Origin of the sequence: Paracoccus solventivorans, assembly GCF_900142875.1 — a bacterium.
GTDB lineage: Bacteria > Pseudomonadota > Alphaproteobacteria > Rhodobacterales > Rhodobacteraceae > Paracoccus > Paracoccus solventivorans.
On record NZ_FRCK01000004.1, the window covers coordinates 1 to 13075 of the forward strand.

The 13075-nt window shown below is 68.6% G+C and carries 13 protein-coding genes and 1 tRNA gene; 4 read left to right on the forward strand and 10 right to left on the reverse strand.

The genetic code is table 11. From position 1 onward, the window contains the following. Positions 1-378: 378 nt before the first annotated feature. Both BUB57_RS07775 and msrP read right to left on the reverse strand, forming a co-directional pair. The gene (locus BUB57_RS07775; protein ID WP_073064858.1) at positions 379-975 is read right to left on the reverse strand and encodes a protein-methionine-sulfoxide reductase heme-binding subunit MsrQ; all 597 of its coding nucleotides are present in this window, start codon (positions 973-975) and stop codon (positions 379-381) included. Then, positions 975-1874, reverse strand: coding sequence for a protein-methionine-sulfoxide reductase catalytic subunit MsrP (gene msrP, locus BUB57_RS07780; protein WP_073065529.1), 900 nt, complete (start codon positions 1872-1874; stop codon positions 975-977). The genes BUB57_RS07775 and msrP overlap by 1 nt, the downstream gene beginning before the upstream one ends. Positions 1875-1966: 92 nt before the next feature. On the opposite strand from msrP, the gene BUB57_RS07785 reads away from it, so the two are divergent. Continuing rightward, entirely contained in the window at positions 1967-2407 is a 441-nt protein-coding gene (locus tag BUB57_RS07785) for a hypothetical protein (protein WP_073064863.1), read from the forward strand. A 134-nt stretch (positions 2408-2541) separates the two neighbouring features. Here the strand turns inward: BUB57_RS07785 and BUB57_RS07790 are convergent, their stop codons facing one another. Together BUB57_RS07790 and clpB are read right to left on the reverse strand one after the other, a co-directional pair. Then, complete coding sequence (locus BUB57_RS07790) at positions 2542-3225, reverse strand: CatB-related O-acetyltransferase (protein WP_073064866.1); 684 nt, start codon at positions 3223-3225, stop codon at positions 2542-2544. 292 nt (positions 3226-3517) lie between these two features. Then, positions 3518-6148, reverse strand: a complete 2631-nt coding sequence (gene clpB, locus BUB57_RS07795; RefSeq protein ID WP_073064868.1) for an ATP-dependent chaperone ClpB — start codon at positions 6146-6148, stop codon at positions 3518-3520. A 151-nt stretch (positions 6149-6299) separates the two neighbouring features. Between clpB and pyrF the strand changes: the two genes are divergently transcribed. Next, entirely contained in the window at positions 6300-6980 is a 681-nt protein-coding gene (gene pyrF / locus BUB57_RS07800; RefSeq protein ID WP_073064870.1) for an orotidine-5'-phosphate decarboxylase, read from the forward strand. An 82-nt stretch (positions 6981-7062) separates the two neighbouring features. On the opposite strand, the gene BUB57_RS07805 is transcribed toward pyrF, so the two are convergent. From BUB57_RS07805 to BUB57_RS07820, 4 genes are read right to left on the reverse strand one after another with little or no spacing between them, the layout of a single operon-like run. Next, complete coding sequence (locus tag BUB57_RS07805) at positions 7063-7497, reverse strand: NUDIX domain-containing protein (RefSeq protein ID WP_234952019.1); 435 nt, start codon at positions 7495-7497, stop codon at positions 7063-7065. Next, a complete protein-coding gene (locus BUB57_RS07810; protein ID WP_234952020.1) occupies positions 7494-7796 on the reverse strand; it encodes a hypothetical protein in 303 nt (100 codons plus the stop codon). The genes BUB57_RS07805 and BUB57_RS07810 overlap by 4 nt, the downstream gene beginning before the upstream one ends. Then, entirely contained in the window at positions 7793-8686 is an 894-nt protein-coding gene (locus tag BUB57_RS07815) for an SPFH domain-containing protein (protein ID WP_407670336.1), read from the reverse strand. Before BUB57_RS07815 ends, BUB57_RS07810 begins: the two co-directional genes overlap by 4 nt. Before the next feature lie 10 nt (positions 8687-8696). Next, a complete protein-coding gene (locus BUB57_RS07820; protein WP_073064878.1) occupies positions 8697-9578 on the reverse strand; it encodes an N-formylglutamate amidohydrolase in 882 nt (293 codons plus the stop codon). Between the two features lie 146 nt (positions 9579-9724). Here BUB57_RS07820 and BUB57_RS07825 point away from each other — a divergent pair. Beyond that, positions 9725-9799: transfer RNA gene (locus tag BUB57_RS07825), tRNA-Val, on the forward strand. Between the two features lie 79 nt (positions 9800-9878). Beyond that, positions 9879-10004, forward strand: a complete 126-nt coding sequence (ykgO, locus tag BUB57_RS07830) for a type B 50S ribosomal protein L36 (RefSeq protein WP_036720860.1) — start codon at positions 9879-9881, stop codon at positions 10002-10004. Between the two features lie 347 nt (positions 10005-10351). On the opposite strand, the gene BUB57_RS07835 is transcribed toward ykgO, so the two are convergent. Both BUB57_RS07835 and BUB57_RS07840 read right to left on the reverse strand, forming a co-directional pair. Continuing rightward, positions 10352-11788: a peptidoglycan-binding domain-containing protein gene (locus BUB57_RS07835; protein ID WP_073064881.1), complete on the reverse strand. Its 1437-nt coding sequence runs from the start codon at positions 11786-11788 to the stop codon at positions 10352-10354. 28 nt (positions 11789-11816) lie between these two features. Further along, on the reverse strand, positions 11817-13034 hold the full coding sequence (locus BUB57_RS07840; protein ID WP_073064884.1) for a phenylacetate--CoA ligase family protein: 1218 nt from the start codon (positions 13032-13034) through the stop codon (positions 11817-11819). Positions 13035-13075: the final 41 nt, after the last annotated feature.

Below are 13075 nucleotides of genomic sequence, written 5' to 3' on the forward strand. Positions count from 1 at the left end.
GCTGACACTCTCATCATCGGGTCACCCCTAGAGAGCCGATATACAAGCTGCTTCGGTCGAATGACCAAACCGCCCGCATATCCCTTCAGATATCTAGCAATGTCAAACAGCAGAGAGAACAAACCAACCGCAGCCGCCAATCTTACTTGGCGAACAACAGCCAGGCCATCCCAGATAATGTCTCGAACCCAACTCGTCAAGGCCACTCGCGCAACCCGCCGATCAGATCCACCAGAACCTCCCGGCCCCAGTCCCGTTCCGCGTCCCCGCCGTTCGGTGAAGCGGTATCTAGGCCGCGGTGCTGCGGGGCGCAAGCAGAATCTTCAAGAAATCTTCGCATTCGCAGAAAGTTTCTGACAACATATTGAAATAGCTCAATTAAGTCGCAACCCGCATCCGCCGCGACAGCGCCCAGATCAGCCGCAGCGCCAGCAGAATCGCCACCGCCCCCAGAATCAGCAGCGGTTTTGCCGGCCAGATCTTGTGCGCCAGCAGCCAGTGGAACAGCGCCAGTGGCGCGGCCAGATAGACCAGCCGGTGAATCGCCCCCCAGCGGTGCGCGCCCAGCCGCCGAATCGCCGCGTTAGACGAGGTGGCGGCCAGAATCAGCAGAATCGCCAGCGCCGCCATGCCGATGGTCAGATAGGGACGGCGGGCGATGTCCTTGAGCGCCTGTTCCCAGCGCAGCCCCATGTCCAGCACCACCCAGGCCAGCAGGTGCAGCCCGGCATAGCTGGCCGCCAGCAGCCCCAGCGGGCGGCGGAACTTCATCAGATTGACCCGGGCCAGCCGCAGCAGCGGCGTCACGCACAGCGAGGCGACCAGGAAATACACTGCGGTCCGCCCCAGCCGGTGCTCGATGTCGCGCACCGGGTCGATGCCCAGCACGCCCGCCAGGGTGTCCCAGACCAGCAGCGCCAGCGGCAGCGCCCCCAGCGCCCAGACCACCCCGGTCGGCAGGCGGCGCAGCTGCATCAGTAGTCGCGCGCCAGATCCATGCCGGCGTAAAGCGAGGCCACCTGTTCGCCGTAGCCGTTGAACATCAGCGTGTCCTGGCGCCCGCCCAGCAGCCCGGCGCCGATGCGCCGCTCGGTCGCCTGGCTCCAGCGCGGGTGATCCACCTTGGGGTTCACATTGGCATAGAACCCGTATTCGCCGGGCTGCATCGCCTGCCAGGTGCTGACCGGCTGGGTGTCGGTCAGGGTGATGCGCACGATGCTCTTGATCGACTTGAACCCGTATTTCCACGGCACCACCAACCGGATCGGGGCGCCGTTCTGGTTCGGCAGCGGCTTGCCGTAAAGCCCGGTGGCCAGGATGGTCAGCGGGTGCATTGCCTCGTCCAGCCGCAGCCCCTCGCGATAGGGCCAGTCCAGCGAGCGGCCGCGCTGCGCGGGCATTTCCTCGGGGCGCAGCAGGGTTTCGAACTCGACGAATTTCGCGCCGGGCTGGACGCCGACCCGCTCCAGCACCTGCGCCAGCGGCACGCCCAGCCAAGGGATCACCATGCTCCAGGCCTCGACGCAGCGCAGACGGTAGATGCGTTCTTCGACGGCATTGTCGGGGGCCAGATCGGCGACGGAGTAATTGCCGGGGCGGTCGACCAGCCCGCCGATCTCGACCGACCAGGGGTCGGTGGTCAGCCCGCCTGCGTAACGCGCCGGGTCGGTCTTGCCGAAGCCGAATTCGTAGAAATTGTTGTAGTTGGTGATCTCGTGGAAGCTGTTCGGGGCCTCGTCGGTGGAAAATCCCGATGCACCCAGCGCGGGACCGGCCGCCAGCGCCGCCGCCCCGGCGATGAAGGCCCGCCGGTTCAGGAACAGGGGCTCGGGCGTCACATCCGCCCAGGTCAGTCTGGAAGCATCGCGGCGCATCGCGCCCTCCATCCGGGGTTTGTTGACATCATGGCGCAAAGGGGACGACCCTGCGATGAAAGTTGCCACACGATTGCTTGAAGGAGTGCCCGATGTCCATGTTCCGCACCGCCGCCGCCCTGCTGATGCTCAGCGCGACGGCGAGCCTGGCCCAAGGCCCCGTCCTGTATGAAACCGAGGGCGATTTCGCCGACATCGCCGGCGCGGTCGAGGATGCGATCATCAACGCCGGGCTGGTGATCGACAACACCAGCCATGTCGGCGCGATGCTGAACCGCACGAAAGCGGACGTGGGCGGCGAAAAGGACATCTATACCGAGGCCGACGTCTTCAGCTTCTGCTCGGCCGTGGTGTCGCGCAAGGTGATGGAGCGCGATCCTCACAACATCCAGTCCTGCCCCTATGGCATCTTCGTCTATGAGCTGGCGGACGCGCCCGGCAAGATCGTCGTCGGGCATCGCGACTATGCGGCCGAGGACCTGCCCGAGGTGCAGGATCTGGTCGCCGGCATCGTCGACAACGCGCTGAACTAGGCGCGGGCGTTAATTCCCCGCAAGCCGGAACACGAGGGCAATACAACGGTCGGGCGCATCGTGTCAGCGGTGCGCGCGCCGCCCTCTTATACGTGGCTTGTTGGAAACGGCAGGGATTGAACGGAATATTCTGCCTAGCTCCGCCGGAAGCGGAAAAGGCGTTTCCAGAAGGGGCGCTTTCGGCCCTCTGGCGTAATTTCCAACGGGGGCTTATCGCGGGGCACTGCTGCATATTCGGCGATGAGAGCATCCAGAAGCTCAACCGTCGGTGCTTGCGACAGAGTTGGTGCTATGCGGCGGATGTGTTCCTGCGGGAGTGCCCACCATTGCAGAGCAAGCAGCCTCTCCGTGACGGGCCGTGTGAAACGGTCCCGGATCTTCTGGGCGGGGTTTCCTCCCCATATTTCGTAAGGCCCAATGTTTTTCACCACGTGAGCATTTGCCGCTATGATCGCGCCATCGCCCACCGTGATGCCCGACATGATGGTGGCGCCGGTCGCTATCCATACATCATGGCCGATGACGATATCACCATTGGTGGCGGGGTGGCCTTTGATTTCGCGTCCTCCGAGATGTTCGATATGGATATGACCGAAGGGATAGGTTGTAGCCCAGTCTGATCGATGATTGCCGCCGAGTATGAATGTGATATCCGCCGCTAGCGAACAGAAGCTGCCGATACGCAGGGCGCTGCCTTCTCCCCACTGGATAACGGAGGCACGCTCGCTGCCGTAAGTAAAGCGACCGAATTCGACGGTGCTGTTGCCGATGCGGCACTGATGATCTGCTGCAGGGTCGCGGTGCATCGCATGCGTCATTGGAAAAATTCCTATTGCTTATAGAAAGTGTGATGCTCAGGAAAGAAAAAATCGTCCGGTGGAGCCAGGCGATGAGAATTCACCCTTTGCGCTTGACATCGACCGTCCAGGCACCGGCGCGGAAGGCAGCCAGAATGACGAACGCGCTGCCAGTAACAGGTTCTTGGTGAAGATGATACCGTTCAGCGTGTTGGTCCAGCCAAGCGACATCCGGCCAGTCAGGAACAGCAACCGTGCCGGATGAAAAAGGCCGCGGGGGCGCACCCCGCGGCCTTTGCTGTTTCCGGCCCGCTCAATGCAGCGGCGCGCCTGCCGGCTTGTCGCCCGCCGCGCCCAGCGGCGCATTGGTGCCGACGCGGTTGCCGACCACCAGCCCGCCCTCGCCTGCGGTGACATGCACGGTCTGCCCGTCCAGCACCTCGCCGCCCAGCAGCATCTCGGCCAGCGGGTTCTGCAGGCTGCGCTGGATCACCCGCTTGAGCGGGCGGGCGCCGAACACCGGGTCGTAGCCCTCGTCCGCCAGCCAGGTCTGCGCCGCCTCGTCCAGGTCCAGCGTGATCTTGCGATCCGCCAGCCGCTTTTCCAGATCGGCCAGCTGGATGCGCACGATCGCGTCCATGTTGTCGCGGCTCAGACGGTGGAAGATGATGATCTCGTCCAGCCGGTTCAGGAACTCGGGGCGGAAATGCGCCCGCACCGCCGCCATCACCTCGCTGCGCGCCTGTCCCGAATCGGCCCCTTCGGGCAGCGAGGACAGCGCCTGCGCCCCAAGGTTCGAGGTCAGGATGATCAGCGTGTTCTTGAAATCGACCGTGCGGCCCTGCCCGTCGGTCAGTTGCCCGTCGTCCAGCACCTGCAGCAGCACGTTGAACACGTCCGGGTGCGCCTTTTCCACCTCGTCGAACAGGATCACCTGATAGGGGCGGCGCCGGATGGCCTCGGTCAGCACGCCGCCCTCGTCATAGCCGACATAGCCCGGGGGGGCGCCGATCAGCCGGCTGACCGAGTGTTTCTCCATGAATTCGCTCATGTCGATGCGGACCATGGCGCTGTCGTCGTCGAACATGTACTCGGCGATGGCCTTGGTCAGCTCGGTCTTGCCGACGCCCGTCGGCCCCAGGAACAGGAAGCTGCCCAGCGGCCGGCGCGGGTCGTTCAGCCCGGCGCGGGCGCGGCGCACGGCGTTGGCGACGGCGGTCACCGCCTCGGACTGGCCGATGACGCGCTGGCCCAGCACCTCTTCCATCTTCAGCAGCTTGTCGCGCTCGCCCTCCATCAGCTTGCTGGTGGGGATGCCGGTCCAGCGCTCGACCACCTCGGCGATCTGCTCGGGGCGTACTGCTTCCTCGACCAGCGGGCCGTCGCCCTCGCCCTCGGTCTCGGCGATCTGGCGTTCGAGCGAGGGAATGATGCCGTAGGACAGTTCCCCCGCGCGGGCGAGATTGCCCTCGCGCTTGGCCTGTTCCAGCTCGGCGCGGGCGCGGTCCAGCTGCTCCTTGACGTTGCGCGAACCTTCCAGCTTGTCACGCTCGGCCTGCCAGCGGGCGGTCAGTTCCGCCGACTGCTGCTGCAGGTCGGACAGCTGCTTTTCCAGCCGCTCCAGCCGGTCGCGGCTGGCGGCATCATCCTCTTTCTTCAGCGCCTCGGCCTCGATCTGCATCTGCAGGATCTGGCGGTCCAGCGCGTCGAGTTCCTCGGGCTTGCTGTCCACCTCCATCCGCAGCCGACTGGCCGCCTCGTCCACAAGGTCGATGGCCTTGTCGGGCAGGAAGCGGTCGGTGATGTAGCGGTGGCTCAGCGTCGCGGCCGCCACCAGCGCGGCGTCGGAAATGCGCACACCGTGGTGCAGCTCGTATTTCTCCTTGATGCCGCGCAGGATGGAAATCGTGTCCTCGACCGTGGGTTCCTGCACCATCACCGGCTGGAACCGCCGCGCCAGCGCCGCGTCCTTTTCGATATACTTGCGGTATTCGTCCAGCGTCGTGGCGCCCACGCAGTGCAGCTCGCCCCGCGCCAGCGCCGGCTTGATCAGGTTGGCCGCGTCCATGGCGCCATCGGTCTTGCCGGCGCCGACCAGCACATGCAGCTCGTCGATGAACAGGATGATCTCGCCGGCCGCGGTCTCGACCTCTTTCAGCACGGATTTCAGCCGTTCCTCGAACTCGCCGCGATATTTCGCCCCGGCGATCAGCGCGCCCATGTCCAGCGCCATCAGCTTCTTGTTGGCCAGCGATTCCGGCACGTCGCCGTTGACGATGCGCAGCGCCAGCCCCTCGGCGATGGCGGTCTTGCCGACGCCGGGCTCGCCGATCAGCACCGGGTTGTTCTTGGTGCGGCGGCTCAGCACCTGCATGGTGCGGCGGATTTCCTCATCCCGGCCGATGATCGGGTCGATCCTGCCCTGCTCGGCATCCGCGGTCAGGTCGCGGGCGTATTTCGACAGCGCCTCGAACGTGTCCTCGGCGCTGGCCGAATCGGCGGTGCGGCCCTTACGGATGTCGTTGATGGCGGCGTTCAGCGCCTGGGTGGTCACCTGCCCCGCCGACAGCGCATCGCGCGCGCGGGTGTTCACCATCGCCAGCGCCATCAGCACGCGTTCGACCGGGACGAAACTGTCGCCGGCCTGCTTGGCGATCTTCTGCGCCTCGTCCATCACCCGGACCAGCGAGCTGTCCACATAGACCTGCCCGTCCCCACCCGAGACCTTGGGCAGCCTGGCCACCGCCTCGTCCACGGCGCGGCGCACCGCCTGCGCATCGCCCCCGGCGCGGGTGATCAGATTGGCCGCCAGCCCCTGGTCGTCATCCATCAGCGCCTTGAGCAGATGTTCCGGCACCACGCGCTGGTTTTCCTCGCGGATCGCGATGGTCTGCGCCGCCTGCAGGAACCCGCGCGAACGCTCCGTGAACTTTTCCATGTCCATCGGCAGTTCTCCCTTACAGCCCCCGCGCTTGCGCCGCCCGTCATGGCACGGCCCCCGCGGGTCTCATCACCCACATGTGCGTCGTGGAACGGGCTTTCAAGCCGCCGGGTTCCATGGGATAAACCGCCGATTTTGCCGAAAGGACAGGGCGATGGACGACCGTTTGATCGTGGCGCTGGACGTGCCGGACGCGCTGGCGGGGCTGGAGCTGGCCCGCACGCTGGGCGACAGCGTGTCGTTCTACAAGATCGGGCTGGGGATGCTGACCGGCGGCGGGCTGGCCTTGGCGAATGAGCTGAAACAGGACCACGGCAAGCGCATCTTCCTGGACATGAAGCTGTTCGACATCGGCGCCACCATCGAGGCCGCGGTGCGCGGCCTTGCCCGATACGACATCGATTTCCTGACCGTCCACGGCGACCCGCATGTGGTGCGCGCCGCGAAACAGGGGGCGGCGGGGTCGGGGCTGAAGATCCTGGCGGTGACCATCCTGACCTCGCTCGACCGCGCCGATCTGGATGCGGGGCTGATCCGCGACGGCGACCTGCACGCGTTGACGGTGGAGCGCGCCGCCCGCGCATTCGAGGCCGGCGCCGACGGCGTCATCGCCAGCCCGCGCGAGGCGGCGGCGATCCGCGCCCTGCCCGGCGCGGGGCTGATCGTGACCCCCGGGGTGCGGCCCGCGGGCGCGGCGCTCGGCGACCAGAAGCGGGTCGAGACCCCCGCCGCCGCCATCGCCGCCGGCGCCGACCACATCGTCGTCGGCCGCCCGATCTGGCAGGCCGCGGACCCGCGCGCCGCCGCGCAGGCGATCCTGTCGGAAATCGGCTGAGGCAGGCTGCCGCGCGCGTGAGCTTGCGCCCGCCCAAACCCCGCCGCGGCCTTGACGCCGCAGCGCGGGCCCGCGGCATCGCCTAAGGCGCCGCCATCCCCAGCAGCTCCCGCACCACGTCGCGGAAATGCGGGACGGCCTTGGGGTGGACGACGAACTCGGCCAGCGCCATCAGCCGCAGCTCGGCACCCTCATCGCCCAGCACCGCAGCCCCGGCCTCGGCGGCAGTGATCTCGGCGTGGAAATACCAGCCCGCGCGGCCCGGCCGGTGCGGCAGCTCGCGCGCACGGCCGCGCAGGCGCGCGGGGTCCAGCCGCAGACCGGTTTCCTCGAACAATTCCCGCAGCGCGCAGTCGGCGGGCGATTCATCGCCCTCGCGCTTGCCGCCGGGCAGGTCCCAGCAGCCCGGCCAGTTGATGGTGGGAATATCGTCGCGGCGCAGGACCAGCAGCGCGTCGCCACAAGTCAGCACCAGCTTGGCACCGTTCCAGCGCAATGCGGCGGCCGGGTCGCTCACGGCTTAGGGCCGCCCTTGTCGCGCGGGTTGTCGTTGATGTCGTCGCGCCAGATGCGGGTGGCGCTGCGGTCCACCCCGCGCAGCCGGGACAGCACCAGCCAGATTACCCCCGACAGCACCGCGGTCAGCACCAGCGCCATCGGCAGCCCGCCGGTCCAGATCCCGGCCAGCAGCAGCAGCCCCATCACCGCCACCGCCCCGGCCATGCCCATGAAAACATAGCCGGGCAGGATCAGCTCGACCAGCGCCAGCAGCAGCGCGGCGATGATCCACAGCCAGCCGTTTTCCCAGCCGATCACGCCCCGCCCCCCTTCACCCGGTCCCCGCCCAGCAGCCGCGCCACGTCGCCGAACGCGTCCAGCGCCGCCGCGGGCAGGATCACCGTCTGCTTGCCCTGCCCCTGCGCGACCTCGGTCAGCGCCTCGACCTGCTTCATCGCCACCTGATAGCGCGCGGCCTCAAGCCCGTTCTGAGCGATCGCCTCGGACAGGGCGTTGGTCGCATAGGCCTCGGCATCGGCAAGGATGCGGCGGGCCTTGGCCTGCTGCTCGGCGGCGTAAAGCTCGCCGTCGGCGGCCAGCTCCACCGCGCGGCGCTTGCCCTCGGCCTCGGTCACCAGCGCGCGGCGGGCGCGCTCGGCGTTCAGCTGCTGCAGCATCGCCGCCCGGGTGGCATCGTCCAGATTCACGTCGAGGATCTCGGCCCGCGTCACCTCGATGCCCCAGTCGTCCACCACATTGGCCACCGCCTCGCGCACCCGCTCGATCAGCTGGGCGCGGTTGGACTGCACCTGGTCCAGCTCCATCATCCCGATCTCGGCGCGCACGATCCCGGCGACGGTGGTGGCGATGGCCGCATCCACGTCGCGAATGCGGTAGACGGTCTTTTCCGGTTCCAGAATCCGATAGAACACGCTAGTTTCCACCTGCACCAGCACGTTGTCGGCAGTGATCGCGTCCTGCCGGTTGGTGGGCAGCTGCCGCTCCAGCACCGAAATCCGGTGCGCCACCCGGTCCAGGAACGGCACGGTGAAGTTGATTCCCGGGCCGAGCACCGCGCGCAGCCGCCCGAATCGCTCGACCACGTATTTTTCCGACTGCGGGACGATCCGCACGGCCGAGGTGATCGCCAGCAGGATCACCACCGCCAGCACGATCAACGCGGCGTTCTGCGTCAGAAATTCTTCCATCACCATCCCCCTATTCCGCCGCCATCGGCAGCCCGTCGCCCGCGTCCCGCATCCGTGCCAGCGCCGCGAACACCCGCGCCAGCCGCGCGGCCAGCCCCGCATAGCCCGAATGCGGCCGGATCGTCGCCTCGTCCATGTAAAGCGAACGGTCGATCTCGATCTGCACCACATGGCGGGCGCGCTGCGGGCGGCCATAGGCCGCCGCGACATGCGCCCCCGCGAACGGAGAGTTGCGCCGCACCGAAAACCCCGCCGCCGCCAGCGCCCGGTGCACGCCGTCGCTGACCGCGGGCGCGGCCGAGGCGCCGTTGCGGTCGCCCAGCACGATGTCGGGGCGCGGCCCCTGCAGATGGGACAGCGCCTCGCGCGGCATGGAATGCACGTCGATCAGGATGGCGCGGCCGTGGCGGGCGACAGCCTCGTCCATCAGCGCGCCCAAGACGGCATGATAGGGGCGCCAGAAACGGTCGATCCGCCGCGCCGCCTCGGCCGAGGTCAGCTTGCCGCGCCGGATCGCCCGGCCCTGCGCCACGACCCGGGGAATCACCCCCAGCCCCGAGCGGATGCGCGGGTCGGGCGAGGTGGCGCCGGCGCCCTGCACCACCGCCGGGTCCAGCTCGTCAGCGCCGCGGTTCAGGTCGACGATGCAGCGCGGCACCCTGGCCGCCAGCGTCACCGCCCCGGCCGCCACCGCCGGCGCGATCAGCCGGTCGATGAACGCATCCTCGGACGAGCGCAGCACATGCGGGTCCAGCACCGATTCGGACAGGAACCATTCGGGGTAATCCCGCCCGGAATGGGGCGAGGCAAAGATCACGCCGCCCGCCCAGCAGTCCGGCCGCACCAGATCGAAAAGCGGCTCGGGGCCGGCAGGGTCGTGGTTCGGGGTCATTCTGGTCTCGCCTGTCGTCGGCATTGCCCCTGAGTATAACCCCTGCGGCGGGCCGTAAAAGGGCACTTGCGGGGTGTTGGCGTCGCCTATATAGACACGCGGACCAACGCGATTCCACTGCTCTCGGGCCGGGAATCACATGGCACGGGCGGTTAGCTCAGCGGTAGAGCACTACGTTGACATCGTAGTGGCCACTGGTTCGATCCCAGTACCGCCCACCATTTTCGCCGCCCCCGGGGCTTTTCCGGGGGCATTTCAGTTTCAAGGCGCGATGCGAGCGCCGCGAAGAGGAAGAGACCGATGAAGGTTCGCAACTCGCTGCGTTCGCTGAAAGAGCGTCACCGGGACTGCCAAGTGGTGCGCCGCAAGGGCCGCATCTACGTGATCAACAAGACCAACCGCCGCTTCAAGGCGCGCCAAGGCTGATCGCCCGGCACAAGATCGGAAAACACGAACGCCCGCGGCAGCACCGCGGGCGTTCTGCGTTTCCGGGCGGCGGTTTGCCGATGAGCGGGCTGTGCGCCGCTTCCCAGGCCCATGCCATGGGCTCCGCTTCTGCGGATCGGCCCGGCGGATGGGGCCGAAATCCCGGCCCCCCGTCACCCTACCGCACCCGCAGCCGCCCCAGCTGCTCGGCGTTCAATCTGTTTCCGGGCGGCAGCTTCCCACTCGGGACGGTTGTGCGGGTCTGCGCACCGATGCTTGCTAGCCCGGCCTCGGCCGCTTCTGCGGATTACCCAGGCGGATGGGGCCGGAACCCGGCCCCTGTCACCCTACCGCACCCGCTGCGCCCGCAGCCTCGCCAGCTGCTCGGCATTCAGATAGCCGGTCGCGGCCAGCCCGTTGTCGCCCTGCCAGCGCGAGATCGCCGCACGCACGCCCGAGCCGAACTTGCCGTCCACCCCCTTGGGGTCGTAGCCCAGCGCCGACAGCCGCGCCTGCACCTCGGCCCGGGCGATCTCGCCCAGCGCCAGCCGCGCCTCGTCGGCCTGGGTGGCGCCTGCCGTGGTGGTGCCCGCGGTCGTGCTCGTGCCCGTGGTCCCGCCTGCAGCGGTACCCGCCCCCAGGCTGCGCAGGGTGCGCAGCTGCTCGGCAGTCAGATAGCCGGTCGCGGCCATCCCCCGCGCCGCCTGCCAGTCGCGGATCGCGCGGCGGCTGCCGGAGCCGAAGGTGCCGTCCACGCCCCGGGTGTCATAGCCGGCGGCGACCAGCGCCTGCTGGACGGCGATGCGGTCCTCGCGCGTCAGGTTCAGCATGTTCTCGGCCCGCGCCGCCGCGTCGGTGGTCTCGGGCGGGGGGGCGCCGGGCAGGCTGCCGCCGCTCAGCAGGGTGGTGGCCTCGGCCTGCGACAGGAAGCCGGTGGCCGGGGCGCCGTTCGCCCGCTGCCAGGCGCTGATCGCGCGCCGCGTGCCCGACCCGAACTGCCCGTCGATGCCGCCCGTGTCATGGCCCAGCTGCGTCAGCCGCGACTGGATGATGCGTTTCTGCGTGGGCGTCAGCTCCATCGCGGTCTCGCCCGTGCCCGGCTCGACCGTCGCGGCGGGGCTGCCGGTCACCGCCGGGGTGGTGGTCGGGCTGACCCCGGGCGGCGGCGCGCTGGGGGCCGAGTTGCGCAGCTCCTGCGCCTGCGCCGCGTTCAGATAGCCGGTCGAGGCAAAGCCGCGGCTGGTCTGCCACGCCCCGATCGCCCGCCGCGTGCCGGAGCCGAAGATCCCGTCGGCGCCGCGGGTGTCGTGGCCCAGTTCGTTCAGCCGCCACTGGATGGCGCGGCGGTCGTCCAGCGACAGCGCCAGCGCCGATTCGGCCTGCGCCGCGCCTGCCGGGGCCACGGCAACCGCGGGCGTCGCCGGAGCCGCGGGCGTGGTGGTGCCCAGGGGCTGCAAGGGCGTCGAGGTCACCGGCGCGGGCGGCTGCACCGGCGCCGGCTGCACCGGGGTGCCCGCCGCCGGGGGCTGGGCCGAGGGCAGCGTTCCCAGCACCACGTTCAGCCGGGCGCGGGCCTCGGCCGCATGGGCGCCGTTGGGGAAACTGGACAGGTAGTTGCGATAGGCGTCGGCGGTGGCGCGGCTCAGCGTCAGCTGCCACAGCGCCTCGTCCTCGACCGTCGAGACGACCCCTTCCGGCGTGATCACCTGCTGCGCCGCGGCGCCGATAGGCGCGATCCCCGCCAACAGCACGGCCAGCGCCGCACCAACCCTGTTTCCGACCATATCGTCCCCTCTTTGAACGGGGCCGGTTTCAGTCGTATTGGCGGCGGTCCTCGATCACCAGCCCGTCATTGGGCAGCGACCCAGGCGCGACCAGCTCGACCCGGCCCTTGAGCTTGAGTGCATCGAGCACCGATGCCTCATATACAGCGGGGTTCTGGCCGGTGGTCTCAAGTTGCACAAGCATCACGTCCATTTCATCGGCACGATCGGCGACGACACGGGCGCGTGACACCTCGGGGTGGCGGGCGACCAGCTGGGCGACCTGTTCGGGGCGCACGAACATCCCCTTGATCTTGGCGGTCTGGTCGGCGCGGCCCATCCAGCCCTTGATGCGCATGTTGGTGCGCCCGCAGGGGCTTTCGCCCGGCAGCACCGCCGACATGTCGCCGGTGGCAAAGCGGATCAGCGGGTAATCGGGGTTCAGGGTGGTGACCACGACCTCGCCCACCTCGCCCTCGGGCACGGGGTCGCCGGTGCCGGGGCGCACGATCTCGACGATCACGCCCTCGTCCACGATCATCCCCTCCATCGCCGGGGATTCATAGGCGATCAGCCCCACGTCGGCGGTGGCATAGCACTGCAGCGTCTTGATGCCGCGATCCATGTAGGTCTTGCGCAGCGACGGAAACAGCGCACCCCCCGACACCAGCGCCCGGGCCAGCGACAGCTCGACCCCCATCTCGTCGGCGCGGTCGAGGATCACCTTGAGGTAATCCGGCGTCCCCGCATAGGCGGTGGTGCCGATGTCGGCCGCGGCGCGGACCTGCAGCTCGGTCTGGCCGGTGCCCGCCGGCAACACCGCGGCGCCGACGGCGCGGGCGGCGCTTTCGAACATCATCCCCGCCGGGGTCAGGTGATAGCCGAAGCAGTTGTGCAGGATGTCGCTGCTGCCCAGCCCGGCGGCAAAGGCGAACCGCCCCAGCCGGAACCAGTCGCCCTCGACCCGGCCGGGCTCGTAGATCGGGCCGGGGGACTGGAAGATATGGTTGAACTCATGCGGGTGGCGGGTGGTGTAGCCCCCGAACGGCGGCTTCTTCTTCTGCGCCTCGGACAGCTCGGCCTTGCGGATCAGCGGCAGCCGCGCCAGGTCCGCGCGGCTGCGGATCTCGGCCGGGTCCACGTCGCGCAGCGCGCGGGCCAGCGCCGGCGCGGTCTGGGCATTGGCGATCGCCCGCGCCAGATCACGGGCAAGGCTGTCTTCGCGCTCATCTGCGCTGCGGGTTTCCAGCTCGTCGTAATAGGTCACGGGTCTGCTCTCTGATCACGTGGTGGGTGGAGGTCGGGCGG